At 51.2% G+C, this 20,026-nt stretch carries 20 protein-coding genes; 10 read left to right on the top strand and 10 right to left on the bottom strand.

The genetic code is table 11. The annotated features are described in order from the left end of the window. Positions 1-539 precede the first annotated feature (539 nt). Positions 540-1,928, bottom strand: coding sequence for a chromosomal replication initiator protein DnaA (gene dnaA, locus ACO0K9_RS10115; RefSeq protein WP_422984411.1), 1,389 nt, complete (start codon positions 1,926-1,928; stop codon positions 540-542). Positions 1,929-2,405: 477 nt separating this feature from the next. On the opposite strand from dnaA, the gene rpmH reads away from it, so the two are divergent. From rpmH to ACO0K9_RS10080, 7 genes are all read left to right on the top strand, one after another. Next, complete coding sequence (rpmH, locus tag ACO0K9_RS10110; RefSeq protein ID WP_061535510.1) at positions 2,406-2,540, top strand: 50S ribosomal protein L34; 135 nt, start codon at positions 2,406-2,408, stop codon at positions 2,538-2,540. Positions 2,541-2,580: 40 nt separating this feature from the next. Beyond that, on the top strand, positions 2,581-2,997 hold the full coding sequence (gene rnpA, locus ACO0K9_RS10105; RefSeq protein WP_422984409.1) for a ribonuclease P protein component: 417 nt from the start codon (positions 2,581-2,583) through the stop codon (positions 2,995-2,997). Position 2,998: 1 nt separating this feature from the next. After that, a complete protein-coding gene (gene yidD / locus ACO0K9_RS10100; RefSeq protein ID WP_422984407.1) occupies positions 2,999-3,295 on the top strand; it encodes a membrane protein insertion efficiency factor YidD in 297 nt (98 codons plus the stop codon). 9 nt (positions 3,296-3,304) lie between these two features. Further along, on the top strand, positions 3,305-4,981 hold the full coding sequence (yidC, locus tag ACO0K9_RS10095; RefSeq protein WP_422984405.1) for a membrane protein insertase YidC: 1,677 nt from the start codon (positions 3,305-3,307) through the stop codon (positions 4,979-4,981). Between the two features lie 359 nt (positions 4,982-5,340). Beyond that, on the top strand, positions 5,341-6,747 hold the full coding sequence (mnmE, locus tag ACO0K9_RS10090; RefSeq protein WP_422984403.1) for a tRNA uridine-5-carboxymethylaminomethyl(34) synthesis GTPase MnmE: 1,407 nt from the start codon (positions 5,341-5,343) through the stop codon (positions 6,745-6,747). A gap of 9 nt (positions 6,748-6,756) precedes the next feature. After that, entirely contained in the window at positions 6,757-7,197 is a 441-nt protein-coding gene (locus ACO0K9_RS10085) for a hypothetical protein (protein ID WP_422984401.1), read from the top strand. A 33-nt stretch (positions 7,198-7,230) separates the two neighbouring features. Then, complete coding sequence (locus tag ACO0K9_RS10080) at positions 7,231-8,055, top strand: helix-turn-helix domain-containing protein (RefSeq protein WP_422984399.1); 825 nt, start codon at positions 7,231-7,233, stop codon at positions 8,053-8,055. A gap of 32 nt (positions 8,056-8,087) precedes the next feature. On the opposite strand, the gene ACO0K9_RS10075 is transcribed toward ACO0K9_RS10080, so the two are convergent. The 4 genes from ACO0K9_RS10075 to ACO0K9_RS10060 form a co-directional block, all read right to left on the bottom strand. After that, complete coding sequence (locus ACO0K9_RS10075; RefSeq protein WP_422984791.1) at positions 8,088-8,675, bottom strand: LysE family translocator; 588 nt, start codon at positions 8,673-8,675, stop codon at positions 8,088-8,090. Positions 8,676-8,787: 112 nt separating this feature from the next. After that, positions 8,788-9,489 carry a DUF6058 family natural product biosynthesis protein gene (locus ACO0K9_RS10070; protein WP_422984397.1) on the bottom strand — a complete coding sequence of 234 codons (702 nt, stop codon included), beginning with the start codon at positions 9,487-9,489 and terminating at the stop codon, positions 8,788-8,790. A gap of 19 nt (positions 9,490-9,508) precedes the next feature. Beyond that, on the bottom strand, positions 9,509-9,853 hold the full coding sequence (locus ACO0K9_RS10065; RefSeq protein WP_422984395.1) for an antibiotic biosynthesis monooxygenase family protein: 345 nt from the start codon (positions 9,851-9,853) through the stop codon (positions 9,509-9,511). Then, positions 9,850-11,106, bottom strand: a complete 1,257-nt coding sequence (locus tag ACO0K9_RS10060; RefSeq protein ID WP_422984393.1) for a cytochrome P450 — start codon at positions 11,104-11,106, stop codon at positions 9,850-9,852. Before ACO0K9_RS10060 ends, ACO0K9_RS10065 begins: the two co-directional genes overlap by 4 nt. Positions 11,107-11,131: 25 nt before the next feature. On the opposite strand from ACO0K9_RS10060, the gene ACO0K9_RS10055 reads away from it, so the two are divergent. After that, complete coding sequence (locus tag ACO0K9_RS10055; RefSeq protein ID WP_422984391.1) at positions 11,132-11,839, top strand: ArsR/SmtB family transcription factor; 708 nt, start codon at positions 11,132-11,134, stop codon at positions 11,837-11,839. 8 nt (positions 11,840-11,847) lie between these two features. Here the strand turns inward: ACO0K9_RS10055 and ACO0K9_RS10050 are convergent, their stop codons facing one another. Further along, positions 11,848-12,171: a hypothetical protein gene (locus ACO0K9_RS10050; protein ID WP_422984389.1), complete on the bottom strand. Its 324-nt coding sequence runs from the start codon at positions 12,169-12,171 to the stop codon at positions 11,848-11,850. Positions 12,172-12,461: 290 nt separating this feature from the next. Between ACO0K9_RS10050 and ACO0K9_RS10045 the strand changes: the two genes are divergently transcribed. Both ACO0K9_RS10045 and ACO0K9_RS10040 read left to right on the top strand, forming a co-directional pair. Then, entirely contained in the window at positions 12,462-13,259 is a 798-nt protein-coding gene (locus tag ACO0K9_RS10045; RefSeq protein ID WP_422984387.1) for a class II glutamine amidotransferase, read from the top strand. Continuing rightward, positions 13,256-14,182 (top strand): LysR family transcriptional regulator, encoded by a 927-nt coding sequence (locus ACO0K9_RS10040; protein ID WP_422984385.1) that lies wholly within the window; start codon positions 13,256-13,258, stop codon positions 14,180-14,182. The genes ACO0K9_RS10045 and ACO0K9_RS10040 overlap by 4 nt, the downstream gene beginning before the upstream one ends. A 10-nt stretch (positions 14,183-14,192) precedes the next feature. Here ACO0K9_RS10040 and ACO0K9_RS10035 read toward each other — a convergent pair whose 3' ends face one another. The 4 genes from ACO0K9_RS10035 to ACO0K9_RS10020 all read right to left on the bottom strand — a co-directional run bounded on the left by ACO0K9_RS10035 (position 14,193) and on the right by ACO0K9_RS10020 (position 19,841). After that, positions 14,193-16,442 carry an EAL domain-containing protein gene (locus ACO0K9_RS10035; RefSeq protein ID WP_422984383.1) on the bottom strand — a complete coding sequence of 750 codons (2,250 nt, stop codon included), beginning with the start codon at positions 16,440-16,442 and terminating at the stop codon, positions 14,193-14,195. A gap of 267 nt (positions 16,443-16,709) precedes the next feature. Continuing rightward, positions 16,710-17,048, bottom strand: a complete 339-nt coding sequence (locus ACO0K9_RS10030; RefSeq protein WP_422984381.1) for a circadian clock KaiB family protein — start codon at positions 17,046-17,048, stop codon at positions 16,710-16,712. 16 nt (positions 17,049-17,064) lie between these two features. Next, complete coding sequence (gene kaiC / locus ACO0K9_RS10025; protein ID WP_422984379.1) at positions 17,065-18,765, bottom strand: circadian clock protein KaiC; 1,701 nt, start codon at positions 18,763-18,765, stop codon at positions 17,065-17,067. 635 nt (positions 18,766-19,400) lie between these two features. Further along, positions 19,401-19,841, bottom strand: a complete 441-nt coding sequence (locus ACO0K9_RS10020) for a hypothetical protein (RefSeq protein ID WP_422984377.1) — start codon at positions 19,839-19,841, stop codon at positions 19,401-19,403. Positions 19,842-20,026: the final 185 nt, after the last annotated feature.

Genomic DNA, 20,026 nt, shown 5'->3' with positions numbered 1-20,026 from the left:
TTTGCTGCGGTCATGCTTGTTACTCTGGTGCGCATGGCGCACCCTACAAATTTCGCTCCCTCCCTTTCAAGGGGAGGGTTAGGGTGGGGATGGGTTTCGGTTGATTAATCCGCAATCAAATTGCACAAGAAACCCATCCCCATCCCAACCTTCCCCTTGAAGGGGAAGGAGTTAAAACCTTTGCCAGCCGTAGGGTAATGCGCCATGCGCACCGTACTTGTCCGGCTTTATAACGATGGTGCGCATGGCGCACCCTACAAATTCTTCATTCCCTCCCTTTCAAGGGGAGGGTTAGGGTGGGGATGGGTTTCGGTTGATTAACTTACCATCATATTGCTTTGGAAACCCATCCCCATCCCTGCCTTCCCTTTATGGGGGAAGGAGTTAAAACCTTTGCCAGCCGTAGGGTGCGCCATGCGCACCGTTTGAACCGGCTTTACTGCCATGGTGCGCATGGCGCACCCTACAAATCTTGAACCTACAAATCTTTACCCTGCCAATTACAAACCACACTTGCACATCCTACAACATCCCTGTCATTAACCCTTGAGCGTTTGCTCTAACACATGCAATTCATGATTGCATTCGGGGTTTTTGGTGCGGTCTGCGGTGATCTTGCGTACGGCGTGCAAGACCGTGGTGTGGTCGCGGCCGCCGAAGAGTTCGCCGATTTCTGGCAGGCTCTTTTGTGTCAATTCCTTGGCCAGGTACATGGCAATCTGGCGTGGTCTGGCGATATTCGCCGGACGTTTCTTCGAATACATGTCGGCGACTTTGATGTTGAAGAAGTCAGCCACGGTCTTTTGTATATTTTCTACCGATATCTGGCGGTTTTGTACCGACAGCAAATCTTTTAGTGCTTCTTTGACCACGTCGATGGTGATTTCTTTACCATGGAAGCGGGAATAAGCCAGGATCTTGCGCAGCGCGCCTTCCAGCTCACGCACGTTGGAACGCAAATGCTTGGCCACAAAGAAAGCCACGTCGTCAGAGATATGCACACCTTCTGAATGGGCTTTCTTGAGCAAGATCGCCACGCGCATTTCCAGCTCTGGTGGTTCAATCGCGACCGTCAAACCAGAATCAAAGCGTGAAATCAGGCGGTCATCCATGCCGGTGATTTCTTTGGGGTAAGTATCACTGGTGATGATGATCTGTTTCTTGGCGGCAATCAAGGCCTCAAACGCATAAAAGAATTCTTCTTGTGTACGGCTCTTGCCACCAAAGAATTGAATATCATCGATCAGCAACAAATCCAGCGAATGGTAATAGCGTTTGAATTCATCAAAACCCTTGCGCTGGTAAGCGGTCACTACGTCGCGTACATATTGTTCAGCGTGGATGTAGCGGATTTTGGCATGCGGGTTATCAACCAGGATCTGGTTGCCGATAGCGTGGATCAAATGCGTTTTGCCTAGGCCAACGCCGCCATATAAGAACAGCGGGTTGTACGATACGCCAGGGTTATTTGCCACCTGGATGGCGGCGGCGCGTGCCAGCTGGTTGGCCTTACCGGTGACGAAGCTGTCAAAGGTCAGTTCGGAATTGATGCGGCTTTGTTCACGGCGTGGCGATATCACTTCTGGTGCAGCGGGTTCGGACATCATTTCCGGCATGTTGCCCTGGGCATCGAGGTCGGCGTTCAAACCTTGCGGGCGGGGGGCGGGGGCGGCAGGTTTTTTGCTGCCGCGCGGGTCCAGCACAAATTGCACTTCTACTTCATCATCCCAGAACTGATTCGCCAGTTCCGAGATGCGATTAGCGAACTGGGCTTTGACCCAGTCCAGCTTGAAACGGTTAGGCGCAGCGATACGCAGCTTGCCGTCTTCAAAGTCGAGCGGAACCAGCGGTTTGATCCAGGCACTATATTGCTGTGGTGGAAGCTCTTGCTCAAGTTGGGACGAACAGGCCTGCCAGAAATTTTCCATGTATGACTTTAATTATTAAATGCAAATGCGCGGTGCCGAATTAACATTCTACCCAGGTGAAGTAGGCTAAACTTGCGCCACTAATTCTGCCTGTATCGCTGGGTGAGTTGTCTGAAAGACATAAAACGGTGCCGCGCTAATCCGCTATTTTAACCCCGCTTGACTGAGTTATCCACAGGTTTGGTTTTAAATTTATTCTTTGCATTGCACCAATAGATGTGCCTGTGTTGATTAAAATTTGCGCTAAGTGATTGACAGCCAAGTCAAAAGTGGTGTCTAATTCAGGGTTCCCTACCCCTCTTTTATTGGTGTGGCGCTGATAAGCGGTTTATCCGGTTATCTTGCACACACCATGAGCAGCGGTTTTGGGGCAGTAAAGGCGAAAGGCCTGACGAACATGTGCAAGCCGAAGTCGCACCCGAGACAGCCTTTATCCGTAATTCCGATTTTTTTTATTGCTCAAATAGCGAGACCAACATGAAACGTACTTACCAACCTTCCGTCGTTCGCCGCAAGCGCACCCACGGTTTCCGCGCACGCATGGCAACCCGCGGTGGCCGCGCTGTTCTGAACGCACGTCGCGCCAAAGGCCGTAAACGCCTGGCAGCTTGATTTTCAGTTTGTTGGTCTGCGGCAGCTTTGCTGAATTCGCATGATCAATCATATAACTGAGTCAGTTCAGGCAGGTGCCGACGGTGCAGATTTTGCACGCGTCAGGCGCATCGTTAAAACGGATGAGTTTTCATCCGTTTTTCGTTTGCGCCCCGTACAAAAAACTGCACATTTCGTGCTGTATGCCAGAACCAATGATTTGCCGCATGCCCGTCTGGGCGTGGTGGCCGCCAAGCGTTTTGCGCCACGTGCCGTGACGCGCAATACGATCAAGCGTGTTACCCGCGAGATTTTCCGGTGGACAGCCTTATTGAATGTGGATTGCATCGTGCGTTTGTCCCGACCTGTTAACAGCAAGGATGGCCCTGCCACAACTGCCCAGCTCAAGCGTGAGCTCAGGGCGGAAATCCTGCGTCTGTTCGCCGCACCGGCCTGCCAGCCACATAAGGCAGCTTGAGATGAAAACCCTGCTGCTCCTGTTGCTGAAGTTCTATAAACTGGCAATCAGTCCTATGCTGGGGCAGAATTGCCGTTTTTATCCCAGCTGTTCTGAGTATGCGGCAGAGGCGATCAAGATTCACGGTGCCGCCAAGGGGAGCTTGCTGGCAGGCAAACGCTTGTGCAAATGTCATCCCTGGCACCCCGGTGGTGTGGATCATGTGCCACCTGCTAGTGAAAAAACGCAAAACGCCCCCACATCCGCCAAGTGCTGCCATGAAACTGGCCACACTGGTCATTCTTCCCCCCTTTCCTGACATACACAAATGGATATCAAACGTACCGTCCTGTGGGTAATTTTCTCAATGTCGCTGCTCCTGATTTGGGATAACTGGATGCGCCATAACGGCAAAGCATCCCTGTTTTTCCCGACACCGACAGCGCAGACCAAAAATGCCAGCGCTTCTGCATCCGCCAATGGGGCTGTCCCAAGTTCTGCTTCGGCAACTGCTGCCAGTGCCGCTACTGCTGCCACCGGCACCCCAGCCACTGGCGAAGCTGCACCCGTCATCAAGAGTGAGATCATCACCGTCACCACTGATGTGGTCCAGGCCGAGATCGATACCATTGGTGGTGAGCTGAAACATCTGGAATTGCTCAAGCATAAAGATGGTACTGATCACACCCGTAACATGGTCTTGTTTGATCGCTCGACCAAACGCACCTATCTGGCACAGACAGGCTTGCTGGGTGGCGCTTTCCCTAACCACAGGTCCGGCTTCGTCGCTAAACCTGGTGTTCGCACCCTGGGTGATGGCAATCAGGTGCAACTGGTGCTGGAATCTGAACAGTCTGGCATCAAGCTGACCAAGACTTATACCTTCAAAAAAGGTGATTACGCGATTGACGTGCGCCATGACGTGACCAATAACAGTGGCGCAGCCATCAGCCCTTCGCTGTATCTGCAACTGCTGCATGACGGCACCAAGCCTGAAAGCGGCGGCATGTTCTCTGGCAGTGGTGAGTTTTATGCGCCTGCCGTGTATACCGAAAGCGACAAGTTCCAGAAGCTGGATTTTGAAAAAATCGGTAAAGGTACGGATAGCCACGCCAAGCAGTCTGACAACGGCTGGGTAGCGATGTTGCAGCATTTCTTTGTTTCCGCTTTCATCCCGCAAGAAAAAACCAAGCGTGAAATCTTCACCAAACAGGTTGATACCAATCTGTACGCGGTTGGCAATGTTCTGCCTATGGGGTCGGTAGCGCCAGGTGCGACGGTGACGATGAATGCGCGTTTGTATTCTGGTCCGCAAGAATCGGCGAAACTGGAATCCATCGCGCCAGGTTTTGAGCTGGTCAAGGATTATGGCGTACTGACCATTATCGCCAAACCACTGTTCTGGGTCATGGAACAAATCCACAAGATGCTGGGTAACTGGGGCTGGACGATCGTGGTCTTCACGATTTCTATCAAACTGGCACTGTTCCCCTTGTCGGCTGCTGGTTATCGCAGCATGGCGAAGATGAAGGTCGTGACACCGAAGATGCAGGCCGTGCGCGAGCGTTTCAAAAACGATCCGCAAAAAATGAATCAGGCCATGATGGAGTTGTACAAGACCGAGAAGATCAATCCTCTCGGCGGCTGCTTCCCTATCCTGATCCAGATGCCGGTCTTTTTGGCACTGTACTGGGTCTTGCAGGCCAGCGTGGAAATGCGCGGCGCGCCATGGGTGGGCTGGATCACCGATCTGACTTCTCCTGATCCATGGTATATCTTGCCTGTGGTGTATGCGATATCCATGTTCATCACCACCAAGCTGAACCCAGCCCCGGCTGACCCTATGCAAGCGAAGATGATGATGTTCATGCCACTGGCATTCTCGGTCATGTTCTTCTTCTTCCCGTCTGGTCTGGTACTGTACTGGGTAGTGAACAACATCCTGTCGATAGGACAGCAGTGGGTAATCAATAACAAGTTGATCCCGCCTGAGCACAAGGCTTAAGCGTAAAAATTGAGCAAATGAGAAAGCCCGCAAGTTTGCTTGCGGGCTTTTTTGTTTTGGTGACGGCTTTGTTTTAGCTCCTTCCCCTTCAAGGGGAGATTTGTGGGAATTCGCAAAGCATGCTTTGCGCCACAAATTTCTAAGCCGCTTGCAAGCGGCGCGGTGGACAGGTTGGGATGGGGATGGGGTTCTTTCGAAAATTTCGTAACGGTTGATCAACCGAAACCCATCCCCACCCTAACCCTCCCCTTGAAGGGGAGGGGATAATATCGACAAGACATAAACCCTTGTCGCATTTGCGTCACAGCAACAGAAACTAAATTGCACCCATAGGGTGCAAGCACAGATAGAATTTCAATATGATCTATGATCCCATTCCCATCGCCGCAATAGCCACCGCCCCTGGGCGTGGCGGCATCGGTGTCGTGCGTATTTCCGGCAAAGACCTTGCCCCGGTTGTCACGGCCCTGTTCGGCACTACCCAATTCAAGCCGCGCCATGCCAGTTATCTGCCGTTTACCCTGGCTGACGGCACTGTCATTGACCAGGGCATCGCCATTTATTTCAAGGCACCGCATTCTTATACCGGTGAAGACGTGCTGGAACTACAAGGCCATGGCGGCCCTGTCGTCATGCAGATGCTGCTGTCGCGTTGCCTGGAGGCTGGCAAGGATGCGGGTTTACGTCTGGCAGAGCCGGGCGAATTTACCCAGCGCGCCTTTTTGAATGACAAGCTTGATTTGGCGCAGGCAGAAGCCGTGTCTGATCTGATCGAAGCATCGACCGAAGCGGCCGCCAAATCGGCATCGCAATCGCTGTCCGGTGCATTCTCCAAAGTCATCCACGCACTGGTAGAAAAAGTCGTGCACCTGCGCATGCTGGTAGAAGCGACGCTGGATTTTCCGGAAGAAGAAATTGACTTCCTGGAAAAATCCAATGCCCGTGGCCAGTTGGCAACCATACAGGCAGCGCTGCAAAAAGTGTTTGAACAGGCAGCACAGGGTGCCTTGCTGCGTGCAGGGTTAAACGTGGTGCTGGCAGGCCAGCCGAATGTGGGCAAATCATCCTTGCTGAATGTGCTGGCTGGCGATGATGTCGCCATCGTTACCCCCATCGCCGGTACCACCCGCGACAAGGTGACCGAAACCATCCATATCGAAGGCATCCCCCTCAATATCATCGACACCGCCGGTATACGCCATGAGCATGACGAAGTCGAAGAAGGCCAGACCGCCAATGCCATCGACACGGTAGAACGTATAGGCATAGAACGTACCTGGGCCGAAGTTGAAAAGGCCGATGTCATCCTGCACCTGCTGGATGCCAGTCGTGGCCCGACGCGTGCTGATGAAGCCATCGTCGCCCGCTTCCCAGACTGTGTGCCAGTGATACGCATCTGGAACAAGATAGACCTGTCCGGCCACCACGCCAGCGTCGATGAAATGTCTGACGCCACGCACATCTATCTGTCAGCACATGAACACACAGGCATCGATTTGTTGCGCAAAGAATTGCTGCGCGTCGCCGGTTGGGAGCAGACGGGTGAATCACTTTACCTGGCCCGCGAACGTCACCTGATCGCCCTCAAGCACGCGCATGAACATCTGCAAAACGCCGCAGAATACGCAGCACAAAATGACCAGTCACTGGATTTGTTCGCCGAAGAACTGCGCCTGACCCAGGACCGCCTGAACAGCATCACCGGCGAATTTACATCGGATGATTTGCTGGGGGTGATTTTTTCGCGGTTTTGTATTGGGAAGTAATCTATCTCAATGCAGGAATTGAAGCCTGAATTTGACAAGGCCATCGTCCGTTTTCGGGTGTTCCTTCTGAGTCAGGGCGCTCCGGGAAAAATCGTATGGGTCGCGCCGGAACATACGATATGTTGTGGTCCGGATTGGAAGATTTTTAAGGACGAAGGTATTCCGGAGTCGTTAGTGAAAGAATGGTATCAGCAGGCAAAAGATTCAGAATTGGGGCTGCGGTTCTGTCTCTTGTGTAAAGATAGCGAAACTTCTTATTGCTACCTGTACACCCCTGTCGATGTTGAGGATGCGGAGTATAAATTACTGCTGAACGGAAGCCTGAAAATGTCCGTCCCCTCAGATATACCGTCTGCGACTGTGATTTCCAGAGGTGTAGCTTCTGTCTGGTTCAGGTTTCGAGAATTGAAATTTAGAAAATGGAAGTATTCTGCGTTCAGGATGGCCTGACACCAAGCTGCCGCACTGCTATTCCCAATCAAAATGCCCAAGCCCACTGAAAAGACCCCGCCAGAATTTACCCCGCGCTTCTGGCGCGACGACAGGCTGCCATTTATTGAGGCACGCTATCTGGCAGATGGTCGTCGGATCAGTTATGACAGACATGCACACAAGCTGTTTTCCATCGGTGCCATCATTGCCGGAGAGAGCAGTTTTATGCATGGTGATGATGACTACCGTGTCGCAGCGGGCAGCGTGGTTATTATCAATCCGGGCTGCGTGCATGCTTGTAATCCGCTGGAAGATTTACCCTGGGCCTATTGCATGCTGTATGTGGATGCTACCTGGCTGGCGGATTTGCAGGGGGCATCGGGCCAGGCATTTCAGGGATATGCGACAGCGGTCAGTAACGACCAGGTATTGTATGCAGGTTTGCTGGAGTTGTATCAGGTGTTGATAGCCGAAGATGCAGAACTCTTGCACAAGCAGGGCAGTGCGATTCAGTATTTTTCTGAAGTGCAAAAGCGCCTGCAGGCAGCGACACCAGAATTGCAACTAGAAAATGGCAAGCTTAAAGTGGCGGCAGACTTCATTGATACACATTGCGCGCAAGACCTGAGCCTGGACGATATTTCTGCGCAGGCCGGATTGTCGGCCTCTTACCTGTTCCGCGCATTTAAAAAACAATATGGCATGACACCGCATGCCTACCTGATCAATCGCCGCGTGCAATATGCGCAAGAGCGATTGAAGAACGGCGCCACCATTGCCGAAGCTGCACTGGATGCCGGCTTTGCAGACCAGGCGCATTTTCAGCGTGTGTTTAAACGCATGCTGGCAGCGACGCCGGGTCAGTATTTGAGGTAATTATCCACCGTCAAGTCAGCATCAGATCAGCATCAAGTGAGCATCAAATAGACTGCACTGATCAATAACATCACCGCCAGACTGCGATTAAAAGCACGCATCAGGGCAGGTCGCCTGAATAGCTGGCGCAAGGCCGTGCCTGCATACGCCCAGGCGGCAATCGATGCATAGCAAATAAAAAAATAGATGATGGTGAAATGCCATACCATGCTGATATCACCATTCGCTGCATAGGCACCCATGCCTGCGATGGACGCCAGCCAGGCTTTGGGGTTCAGCCATTGCATCAGTGCGCCATACCATGCAGACGGACCCTTACTCTGTTCATCCACCTGCAATTGCCCATCATCGACAGCCAGCTTGTAAGCCAGGAACAATAAAAAAGCGACCCCTGCCCATTGTATGACCTGTGTCAGTGCAGGGATTACATTCAATAATTCATGCAGGCCCAGTCCGGTTAACAATAATAAAACCGTAAAACCTATGGTTGCGCCACTGACATGCGCAAGGCTGGCGCGAAAACCGTATTGCGTGCCGGAACGCAGCGCTACAATATTCACAGGGCCGGGTGAAATGGATGCAGCCAGTGCAAAGGCTGCCATGGAGAGATAGAGTTTCAACATAAGCGTAGAGGTATAAGTTGGTCGGTATTCAAACTTATACCTGGCCACGCATGCCGCGTATTGAAGAAAACTACCCTGCCAGGCTGAGCCGATCCGCCCGGTTGCAGATTTATGCAGCGATTGCCGTCAGCAAATGGGGGCGCAAATCATCCACCAGTCGTTTGCGGCTGCAACGTGGATATTCCGCTGGTGAAAACCACATGGCTGCGTGGGCATAATCATCGACCAGTGGCAGCAGGTCTTTGGCTTCTGCGGTACTGTAAATACGTTTGTTGCCATGGTCGGTCAGGGCGCCCAATTTTTCTTGTAATATTTCTTTGCGTGCTATCGCTGCTGCAGATACCGGGTTGGCGACACACAGGCTGAACGTGCCCATTAAAAAATGTTGCCAGGCAAAATCGGCACGTGTTTGCAAGCCTGCGCTGATGACCGCGCCATCGCTGGTAAAACTGTCTTGCACATGCCATAGCGTGGTATTCAGTTCGGTGATTGCATCAACAAACTCTTGCATGAAATTTTGCCTGAATACTTGAGCCGCCTGATCGCCGTGTGCAGCAATCGCCGCTTGCGCCTTGTTGTACCACACTGTATTGGCCGGGTGAAAATACTCACCTGCATCAGTTCCGGCTGCATCCATTTCACCAAAAACAGCAGAGTAGATCCTGGCGTTTTCTGTCACCACATACGATGGGGCGGGCAATAGCTGGGCCCGTATCAAGGTATCGATCTCTGTTGCCGTGCAATTGCAGACTGCGGCAAATTGCACCTTGTTCAGGTAGTGTTCTTTAAGGTAAAGATCAAGTGCGGACATGTTGTGCTTTCCGTTTTTTTTAACCGTGGACATTGCGACTGTCCGCAGGTGCCTGTTCTCTTTCATGCAGGCCGTAATCACGTACCACGGCGGCAATGCGCAGGCGGTAAGCGGCAAACACATGGCCGCGCCCTTGCGTCTGTGCAGCCCTGTGTTCTTCGGTATTGCGCCAGTTGGCGACAGCGGCTTCATCGCGCCAGAAAGACAGCGATAAAATCTTGGCCGGATCAACCAGGCTTTGAAAACGCTCTATCGAGATAAAGCCATCCATCTGCTGTAACAAGGGTGCCAGCCCGGCGGCGATGTCCAGGTATTCCTGCTTATTGTCTGCATGGGGGATGACTTCAAAAATAACGGCGATCATGTGGTCTCCTTAGGGATATGGGTGAATACCGGAATGCGGCCATTCAGCGAAGGACGGTAAGTCCAACTTAATTTACCCCAGTCAATCTCGCTGCTTGTTAACAGATGGCGAAGACTGCTGGCGCTGGTCTGTTCGGCAATCGCCTGGCCGGGGCATGCATGGCGCGCATGGCCAAAGCTGAAAACCTTGCGGTTGGGTCTGTCCAGTTGCAGGCTATCGGCATCTGGGTTGGCTGATTCATCACGATTGGCTGCCGCCAGCAAGACCACGATTACTTCACCGGCTTGCAAAGCCTGTCCTGCAATTTCGCATGCCTGTGTGACGAAGCGCCGTGTGTTTTGTACCGGGGCATCATGGCGGGCAACTTCTGCAACCAAGTCTTTTATTCTTTGTGGCTGCTTAGCTGACTCTTCACACAGCCCATGCAACAGGTCTGGTCCTTGCTGCAAGGCGATGATGCTATTGCCCACCAGGCCGGCTGTTGCTTCATACGTCTGCGATAACAAGCCTATGAGGTTGGCCAGCAGTGCATCTGCATTGTTCCAGCCTTGCTGCTGCGCATCTGCCTGCAGGCGCGCCAGGAAACTGTCTGGCTTGGCCGCACTGTCTTGCAGCAGTTGGCGAAAACCCGCTTGCAAAGCCTGTGCTGCTGCATGCGCAGCCTCGATTTGTGGCGGCGTACTTAGTGGTGACAGGCAGCGCACAAAATCAGCCATCCAGGTGGCCAGCATGGCCAATGCATCTTGCCTGAAACCCAGGGTACTGCCCATGACATGGATGGGCAAGTCGAACAGGTACTGGTTTAAACCTTGACCATCACCCAGTGCATATTGCCTGGATAGCGTCTGTGCATGCAGTCGGATGTGCACAGCAATAGCCGACAAATCCAACTTGCGCAATGCGCCTTGCATGACTTGTTTGGGCTGGGTATGGGGCTGGCCTTCGTTCATGCGCATCAGGTGGGCGAATATTTCACCGGCTGAACCACCGGCGATAGCGCTCGGTACCGGTTCGGCTGTTGGCCTGACGGCGCAGGTGGCTGATTCCAGTACTTGTTGCACCACGTCTGCCCGGCTGGCCACCCAGCATTTGAATTCAGCTTCGTAGGCCAGGGCTGGGCCCTGCCGCAGGCTGGCGTAATACGGGTAGGGGTCAGAATGGCTGGCGGCATTCAGGATGTTGATGGTGCCTGGCTGGGTCATGGCTGTGCTGGATAGGTAGGTGATGTGATGCAGTATAGGGCTTGTTTGCATTGAACAATTCGTCTACCATCAAAGTATGAATGCAGATAATGTCCACTATGCAGATACCCAATTAGCCAGGCTGGCCGGTGCGATAGCCGAGCCGGCCCGCGCCCGCATGCTGTGTAATCTGATGGATGGACGCGCCCGTACCAGTACCGAACTGGCAACAGTGGCCGAAGTCAGTCCTTCCACCGCCAGTGTACATTTAAGCAAATTGCTGGAACAGCATCTGGTGAATGTGGTGGCGCAGGGCAAGCACCGCTATTACCAGCTGGCCAGCCCCGAAGTGGCGAATGCGCTGGAATCCCTGTTATTGATTGCTGGCTTGCCCAGGCCACGTTTTGTACCCAATACGCCAGACCGCCTGCGCAAGGCACGTACCTGTTATGACCACATGGCAGGTGAGGTCGCGGTAGGTGTGCATGATTATCTGTTACAGCAAGCATGGATCATCACTGTGAAAGGTGAAGAAACCGCCTATGAACTGACAGCCGAAGGTGTGCTTGCGCTGGAAAAACTGGGGCTGGATGTGACTGCCACACGCAAGGCCAGACGCAGGTTTGCCTGTTCTTGCCTTGACTGGAGTGAGCGCACACCGCACCTGGGCGGCGCACTGGGCGCAGCTTTATTGAATTTATTGCTGAGTCATGCCTGGCTGGAGCGTGATCTGGACAGCCGGGCACTGGCGCTGACAAGCAAGGGCAAACGCGAATTCCAAAAAGTGTTTGCCCTCAAGACTTGATCTGCAGATTAAGTCTTGATTTTTGCCAGACGCGCGATGATGGCAGGCTTCAGCTTGCGGAAGTAGAGCAGGTCAATGACGAATATGGATGTCAGCGTACTGGCAAAAGTGACCACGCCGCTGACCCAGATCGAGCTGGAACCCAACAGCTGTGTGGACAGATACACAGTCATGAAGAGGGTCAGGCCTATCATCAATTCACGCCAGAACGGCTTGCGTGTCTTTGATGTCGCCTGCTCTGCCTGGTAGATCAATTCCTGGTAGTGTTTAGGCGCGACATCTTTTAACTCAGGTACGGCCAGTAATAAGGCGTCGGTGCTGAAGTTTTGCATGATAGATTCCTTTATCAGCCTGAAGTCAGGCCATGGGTAGATTATCTGCTTCACTATGCGTCAGGTCTACGGTCAAATTGTAAGTCATTTACCGTAGGCATGATTGCTACAGATTGTGTCGCGGTGCGCCTGCCGGATAAGCTTAGCTTGCCATTCGCTTGTCTAAAAGATATGTCAATGTACCCTGAGTGCAAATCACATAAGGAATCACAAAAATCTTATAGCTTTGTGAATAATAAGCGGGTTTGCCTATGGTAAGGTATGTGCAAACTGTTTTCACTATTTGCATCATGTGTCAATTACTTGGAATGAACTGCAATACCCCGACTGATATCGTCTTCAGTTTTACCGGGTTTGCTACGCGTGGCGGTTTGACAGACGAGCACAAGGACGGCTGGGGTATCGCTTTCTTTGAAGGCAGCGGCGTGCGCCTGTTTGTCGATCACCAGTCGGCGGTGGATTCACCGGTGGCCGAGCTGATCAAGCGCTATCCCATCAAATCCAAAAACGTCATCGCCCATATCCGCAAGGCCACCCAGGGTCAGGTCAGCCTGGAAAACTGTCACCCTTTTGTGCGCGAATGCTGGGGGCGTTACTGGGTATTCGCCCACAATGGCGACCTGAAAGAATTTCACCCGGTGCTGGATGGCAGTTTTCAGCCGGTCGGCAATACCGATAGCGAGCGGGCATTTTGCTATCTGCTGCAACGCATGCGTCGCCATTTTGGCGAGCAATTGCCATCGGTACAGCAGCTCGCATCGTTCATGCACGAGATCACGGCAGAAATTGCCAGCTTTGGTACCTTCAACATGATGTTGTCGAATGGTGAGGCCTTGTTCACCCATTGTTCCACCAAGCTGTACTACATCGTGCGCCAGCACCCCTTCAGTACGGCAGCCTTGACGGATGAAGATGTGGCCGTGGATTTTTCCCAGGTCACCACGCCTGCCGACAAGGTCGCCATCATCGTCACCGAACCGCTGACCACCAATGAACACTGGACCCAATGCGAATCGGGCCAGATACTTGTCTTTGTCGATGGTGATGTGTTGCCTTTGGTATTGCCAGTGCCGCAGGCGGCAGCATGAACCAGCGCCTGGTTGATCAGCTTGATACCAATCTATTGCGTGTCCTGCATACCCTGCTGACCGAGCGCAGCGTGACCCGTACTGCAATGAAGCTGGGGCAATCGCAACCCGCCATCAGCAATATGCTGAAACGTCTGCGTGAAATCACCGGTGACGCTATCCTGGTACGCGGTAAGAATGGCATGACTGCCACCGAACGTGGCGAAGAATTATTGCTGCTGGCCCGCCAGGGCTTGAACGTGATGGAAAGCATCGCCAGCCCGGCCCCTGCCTTCATGCCGGCATCGACCCAGCGCGTTTTCCAATTGGGCGCACCCGATTACCTGAGTGCCTTGCTGATCCCGCTGATCATAGAAAAACTGCGTGAGCAGGCACCGAATGCAGGCCTGACGGTACATGCACTGAATGCCGGTTTTGATTATGCCAATGCGCTGGAAACCGGCGAGCTTGACTGCGTCATCGGCAACTGGCCAGACCTGCCGCAGCATCTGCATCTGGCACAACTGTTTGAAGATGAAGTGGTGTGCATGGTGCACCGCAAGCACCCTGTCGTCAGCAAGGGGCTTTCGATCAAATATTATCTGGAAATGGCGCATCTGGCCCCGACACCCTACATGATGGGCCACCGCAGTATCATCGATAGCGCGCTGGCAGAGCAGGGCTTAAAGCGCAAGATACAGATGACCATCCCTTACTTTGGCATGGTGCCCTATGTGCTGGCCCGCACCGACCTGATCTTCACCACCAGCCGCAGCTTTGCCGTGCAATGTGCCAAAGACTGGCCGATAGAAGTCCTGCCCATGCCTATCACCGTACCCAAAATGAAATTTTTCATGCTCTGGCACGAACGCGCACATGCCGCGGCGGAAGTGCAGTGGTTACGGCGGATAGTGGCCGAGGCATCGGCCAAGGTGATGGCCTAGGATAATTATCTCACTTGCATGATTTCGCTTCGTGCAGCAGTTCGTGGTGTTCGAATGCCTCGCGTATGTCCTTGCGCAGTATTACATCATCCCAGGGTTTGGTAAAAAATCGGTAAATGGCACCGCAATTGATGGCAGTGATGATGGAATCGAGATTGGTATAGCCCGAAAGCATGATGCGGATAGTATCTGGATACAGATCCTTGACCGTGCTCAAAAATTCGGTACCGCTCATATCTTTTGTACGGTGATCAGAAATAACCACCTGCACGTCATGCAAAGCCAGTAATTCGAAGGCCGCACTGGCGGTTGAAGCAGCAAGAATATGATAATGATCGGGACGAAACAGACGCTGCAAAGCAGTTACTATGCTGGTTTCAGCATCTACAATCAGCATGGTTTTTCTGGCGGTGGGTTGTCTGCTGAAGCTCAATGATAACGGCTTGCCTTGCAAAAAAAATTGTTCACATGCAGCGGGCGACAGGGGGCAACTAAAATAATAACCTTGTATTGCGTCGCAAGAATGGGATCTGAGATAAGCCAGTTGGCCTTCAGTTTCGACACCTTCGGCAATCACTTTTAGTCTGAGGCTGTGTGCCAGCGCAATGATGGAACAGGCAATTGCGGCATCATCGGGGTCACTGGTAATATCCTTGACGAAGGATTTGTCGATTTTTAAAAAATCGATAGGAAAGCGCTTCAGATAATTCAGGCTTGAATATCCGGTGCCAAAATCGTCGATAGATAACTTGATACCCATATGTTTGAGTTTGCCCAGCGTGGCAACCGCTGACTCAACATTGTGCATCATCATGCTTTCGGTGAGTTCCAGATCCAGATAAGCTGGGTTCAGGCCGGTCTCTTGCAATACACGGGCAATGACTTCTGCTAAATCCTGTTGCTTGAACTGGCGCGCAGACAAATTGACTGCAACGCTGATCTTGGGAAAACCGGCTCTGTGCCATGCCTGCATTTGTGCACAGGCGGTACGAAGTACCCATTCACCAATAGGGACGATCAAGCCCAGCTCTTCCGCCAGAGGGATGAAGTCTACCGGTGAAATTACCCCTTCCGACATATGATTCCATCGTATCAATGCCTCCACGCCGACGATAGCTCCAGTTTGCAGGGAAACCTGCGGCTGGTAATGCAGGAAAAACTCATCGCGCTCCAAAGCATGCCGCAGCATGGATTCTATGGAGAGTCTTTTGCGTATTTTTTGATTCAGTTCTTCTGTATAAAACTGTACATTGTTGCGCCCTTGCTCTTTGGCGCGATACATCGCCGCATCGGCATTTTTTAGTAGCGTATCTGCATCCAGGCCATCGATAGGATAGAGGCTGAAACCGATGCTGCAGGTAACCTGCAATTCACGCTCTTCTACCATGATAGGTTCAGCGACCGAAGCCAGTATCCTTGACATCAGCAAGGAAATGACAGCCTCATCTGAATGGTCAATCACCACCACGAATTCATCGCCGCCGTGGCGGGCCACTGTGTCATTCTCGCGCATACAGGACTTCAATCGCGCAGCCACAGCCTTGAGTAATTCATCACCCACATGATGGCCCAGACTGTCGTTGATGAATTTGAACAGGTCGACGTCAATAAAAGCCACCGTGACCTGGTGTTTATAACGTTCTGCAGATACGATCGCCTGCTTCAGGCGATCATGCAGGCGGTTCCTGTTTGCGAGGCCAGTCAGGGCATCATAGTTGGCCAGATATTCCAGCCTGGCTTCGTATTGTTTGTGAGATGTCAAATCCATGGCGACCATGTAGATGACGGTGGGTTCATCCTTGATTTGCAGTATCTGGGGAGACAGGAAAACCGGTAGGTTCTTGCCATCGGCACCGGACAACCATATCTCTGCTTTTTCGGTTTCCACACCCTGCAACATTTTTTCCACCATCGCAATATTGGCTGGGGCAACATATTTCTGCAGTAAATTCCCGGCGATCTTGTCCAGAGGTATTTTCAGCATATCGGAGAAACAGCGATTGCAATACAGTATGGTTCCATCACTTGCCAGCGTTATTACTCCTTCGTTCATCGCTTCGACCATCAGGCGATAGGTGTGTTCAGCACCTTGCAGGGTGAAAATCTTTTCTTCGTCGTTTTTTGATATCACCAGGGCGTCAACGCGTCCATAGCGTATCGCATCCAGTGTTTCCTCTGCTTCGCGCAGGCGCGTACGCAAGCAGTCCATTTCGGGGGATGAATCCGGCAGTAAATGAAGCACGCTTGAAGCATTGCTCATAGGTACTCCATTTGATCAACTGACAGCAGCAGACACGGTGTGTCATGCATGTCGCCAATTACGCGTTTGATACAAGTGAAAATTCCTGTACCAAGCGCCATTACCATCCCATCACTTCTCTTATTGAAAAAAGGCGTGATAAAGATCCACAATTCAAACATAATGCGCAGCCCTATGCTCTTCCAACAAATGTTCCGTGCAGCCTTGCTGCGCGTACAGGAAGGTCAGCGCCAAAGGGAAATTACAGGTACATTTTTATGCAGCCTGTCACGTCTCAGCGGCATGCACATCCAGTCCCATCAATACTCTTTCGGTATTGGAAAGGTCACCAATAATTTTTCTTACGGGCATAGGCATGTCACGCACCAGGGTCGGGATGGCCAGAATCTGGTCTACCTTTGCCAATTGCGGGTTTTCCAATAAATCGATGACGTCGACATGATATTTATCTGGCATATGTTGTTCACAAATTTTGTGAAGATTCGCACGTGCGACGGCGGATTTATGGGTTTGACCGGCTACGTAGAGACGTAGCATCCATTTTTTATTCCCGGTATTCGTCATCGATAGTGGCATTTTTCCAAATTCCATAATTAATTCAAGCATGGTGCAGGCCTCTTTTCTAAAGAGCAGTCAAATCAGCACGTCTTAGTTTTGCCATATCGGCGCGGTCATGAATAATGACTGCGTCCCTTTGTTTTTCTTCTTCCGAAAGACTTTCTATGATTTCGGTGGCAGTATCAAATTCTTCGCGTAGTGCCGCGATGTTGGCTTCCAGTGCTTGTCGCTTATGTTCATATTCGCGCTTCTTGCGCTGGAGGTCATGTTGACGTGACACGACGTTGGATCGGTCCAGCGCTTCCTGTCCGACACGGGCAGCGCCAGTCAGTACACCTTTCCGGCCCAGATAGACATCGAACAGGTCTATGCCTTTGCTGCTCAAAATAAATTCGCGGATCTGGTTAGAGTGCGCCATGCCGCGTGATTTCAAGATGTACATGCCGCGATTACGTTCGCCCTGATGCTCAATATCACGCAGACTTAACCAGGTATCGATCAGGGATGGAATCTCTTCGTTGCTTGTTTCCAGTTTGTCGCCGACATGGGTTAAACCGGTCAGCAAAGTTGTGACCTTGCGGGTCTTGAGAAAGCCGATCAGGCGTATTAACATTGATTTGGCTTCAGTGTCTGAACCAACCACAGTCAACGCCGATATCGGGTCCACGACCACGTGGGCGGGGTTGCATTCAAGAATGAGCTTGTGCATGGTGACCAAATGCATTTCCAGCCCATGCACGGAAGGGCGTGATGCATGAAAGCGCAGCAGCCCTTGCTCAACCCAGGGGGCAAGGTCTATCCCGATGGAGAGCATATTACGCATGATTTGCTGTGGTGATTCTTCAAAGGCAAAGTACAGACAGTTTTCGCCACGACCACAGGCCGCCTCAACGAATTTGGCCGCTACACTGCTTTTGCCCGAACCGGCAGTGCCAGATACCAGAATTGAACTACCACGGAAATAGCCTTCTCCGCTGAGCATGGTATCCAGGCGTGGAATCCCGCTGGAAATTCTTTCATCCGACACCGTATGATCAAGGCCGAGAGAGGTAATCGGCAATATCGAAATGCCCTGCTTGTCGATGAGGAAGGGATATTCATTGGCACCGTGTTCACTGCCACGATATTTGACTATGCGCAGACGTCGGGTAGCGATTTGTTCCACGACCCTGAGATCTAGCAGAATCACGCAATCGGCCACATATTCTTCCAGGCCATAACGGGTCAAGGTACGCTCTCCGCGTTCCCCGGTGACGATGGCCGTCACGCCTTTTTCTTTAAGCCACCTGAACAGACGGCGTAATTCTGCGCGCAGGATTGCCGTATTGGACAAACCGCTAAATAGTACTTCTATGGTATCGAGTACTATCCTTTTCGCACCAATTGCATCAATTGCCTGACCGAGTCGAATGAAAAGCCCATCCAGATTATAGTCGCCTGATTCTTCTATTTCACTGCGTTCAATGTAGATATACTCAATTGATAATAGCTTCCTGGTATCCAGATCCCTGAGGTCATAGCCTAATGTATTGAAATTGCTGGTCAAGTCTTCATCGGTTTCTTCAAATGACACAAAGACACCCGGTTCGCCATAATCGAGCGCTCCGTGCAGCAAGAATTCCATGCCCAGGATGGTTTTGCCACATCCGGCATTGCCACATATCAGACTGGGACGCCCCTTGGGCAATCCACCTTCGGTAATTTCATCAAGACCGCGTATACCAGTCAGCGATTTCGCCAATGACTGCGTGTTTGAGGTGTTCAATAGCACTCCCAATTTGATGTTACTCAATACTTGTGTATGTAACTATGGGAGATTTTGTCTTTGGAACATCATCGCGAAAAAGCGCTGCACGAATAGTGAGACTGGCTGAGATTAAATAGATCGCATTTCAATGTACCACGTATCGATGATGTCAAGTGATTAATCTATGAGGTAGATTTTCTGATTCGATAAGCGGCGCTGAAGGTGTCGTGACGGCAATGGAGTCCCGCAGATTGGGAATGAGTTCCAGCAAGAAAATGAAGATAAAGATACAGACCAATGCGGCCAGTTTTTCTCATCTTGCCAGCTGCAATGCCAGCAAGATGTAGATGATCATTCATCCCTTACTTTGGCATGGTGCCCTATGTACTGGCCTGCACCGACCTGATCTTCACCACTAGCCGCAGCTTTGCCGTGCAATGTGCCAAAGACTGGCCGATAGAAGTTCTGCTCATGCCATCACAGTACCCAGGATGAAATTCTTCATGCTCTGGCACGAACGCGTAGATGCCACAGCGGAAGTGCACTGGTTAAGAAGGATCGTGGCCGAGGCGTCGGCGAAGGTGATGGTTGGATCTGGTGTTTAGCTATTTCGTGTAATGTAATTTCAAATTGAAAGATGAACGAGCATTTTTTTACTTGTCTTTTGATTCGTCAAGGATTTCCGCTTTTAGGGATATTCCAAAACTACCGGCAACTTTGTTTAAAACGTCTAGCTCACTCTGATCAGTAGTTGTTTTAAATTTTTCTAAAACTCTTGATTCAAGTTTAGCTAGTGGCTGTTTTGTAAACGTAATATTTGAAGATACAAGCCATTCGATCCTATGCCAACTGTCTTTGCCAAGCCAAAGGTAAAGTTTGGACATTATTTTCTCGCCATCAACTTCAGTTAAGTGAGGGAGTAAGCACTGTTTTAACGCATTGAATTCGGCATCACCTAAGTAATCTTCGTCAGATTCAAAAAATCTTTTTACGAATTTCTTTTCAAATATTTCTTTGTCCAAAATTTTACTTAGAAAGTAATCAAAATCCTCCAAATTCTTTTTCGGAATTTTTTTTTCACCAAGCATAGACATGAAGTATTGCTCGAATGCATCAGTATATTTGTGATCAAATTTAATGTTTAAATGGAGTCACTAGCGTCCGGTTAAAAGTCGAATAAATTCAATTGGTTAGCGTTGGGTGCTGTTTCAGAAATGTAGTCATCGGTCTGAAAGGCGCATGAAATCTCAGTTTTCTCAAAAACAGAGACCGATAAGAC

Origin of the sequence: Undibacterium sp. Ji50W (assembly GCF_049340445.1) — a bacterium.
GTDB lineage: Bacteria > Pseudomonadota > Gammaproteobacteria > Burkholderiales > Burkholderiaceae_D > Undibacterium.
This window is presented reverse-complemented; position numbering and strand designations above follow the sequence as displayed.

Excerpts from the sequence above, each read along its gene's own strand:
- ACO0K9_RS10080 (WP_422984399.1), top strand. The coding sequence starts at position 7,231 with ATGCCCAAGCCCACTGAAAAGACCCCGCCAGAATTTACCCCGCGCTTC.
- ACO0K9_RS10040 (WP_422984385.1), top strand. The coding sequence starts at position 13,256 with ATGAACCAGCGCCTGGTTGATCAGCTTGATACCAATCTATTGCGTGTC.
- ACO0K9_RS10060 (WP_422984393.1), bottom strand. The coding sequence starts at position 11,106 with ATGCAAACAAGCCCTATACTGCATCACATCACCTACCTATCCAGCACA.
- yidD (WP_422984407.1), top strand. The coding sequence starts at position 2,999 with ATGAAAACCCTGCTGCTCCTGTTGCTGAAGTTCTATAAACTGGCAATC.
- dnaA (WP_422984411.1), bottom strand. The coding sequence starts at position 1,928 with ATGGAAAATTTCTGGCAGGCCTGTTCGTCCCAACTTGAGCAAGAGCTT.
- ACO0K9_RS10050 (WP_422984389.1), bottom strand. The coding sequence starts at position 12,171 with ATGCAAAACTTCAGCACCGACGCCTTATTACTGGCCGTACCTGAGTTA.
- ACO0K9_RS10070 (WP_422984397.1), bottom strand. The coding sequence starts at position 9,489 with ATGTCCGCACTTGATCTTTACCTTAAAGAACACTACCTGAACAAGGTG.
- ACO0K9_RS10085 (WP_422984401.1), top strand. The coding sequence starts at position 6,757 with ATGCAGGAATTGAAGCCTGAATTTGACAAGGCCATCGTCCGTTTTCGG.
- ACO0K9_RS10035 (WP_422984383.1), bottom strand. The coding sequence starts at position 16,442 with ATGAGCAATGCTTCAAGCGTGCTTCATTTACTGCCGGATTCATCCCCC.
- ACO0K9_RS10055 (WP_422984391.1), top strand. The coding sequence starts at position 11,132 with ATGAATGCAGATAATGTCCACTATGCAGATACCCAATTAGCCAGGCTG.
- yidC (WP_422984405.1), top strand. The coding sequence starts at position 3,305 with ATGGATATCAAACGTACCGTCCTGTGGGTAATTTTCTCAATGTCGCTG.
- ACO0K9_RS10065 (WP_422984395.1), bottom strand. The coding sequence starts at position 9,853 with ATGATCGCCGTTATTTTTGAAGTCATCCCCCATGCAGACAATAAGCAG.
- mnmE (WP_422984403.1), top strand. The coding sequence starts at position 5,341 with ATGATCTATGATCCCATTCCCATCGCCGCAATAGCCACCGCCCCTGGG.
- ACO0K9_RS10045 (WP_422984387.1), top strand. The coding sequence starts at position 12,462 with ATGTGTCAATTACTTGGAATGAACTGCAATACCCCGACTGATATCGTC.
- ACO0K9_RS10020 (WP_422984377.1), bottom strand. The coding sequence starts at position 19,841 with ATGTCTATGCTTGGTGAAAAAAAAATTCCGAAAAAGAATTTGGAGGAT.
- rpmH (WP_061535510.1), top strand. The coding sequence starts at position 2,406 with ATGAAACGTACTTACCAACCTTCCGTCGTTCGCCGCAAGCGCACCCAC.
- ACO0K9_RS10030 (WP_422984381.1), bottom strand. The coding sequence starts at position 17,048 with ATGCTTGAATTAATTATGGAATTTGGAAAAATGCCACTATCGATGACG.
- rnpA (WP_422984409.1), top strand. The coding sequence starts at position 2,581 with ATGATCAATCATATAACTGAGTCAGTTCAGGCAGGTGCCGACGGTGCA.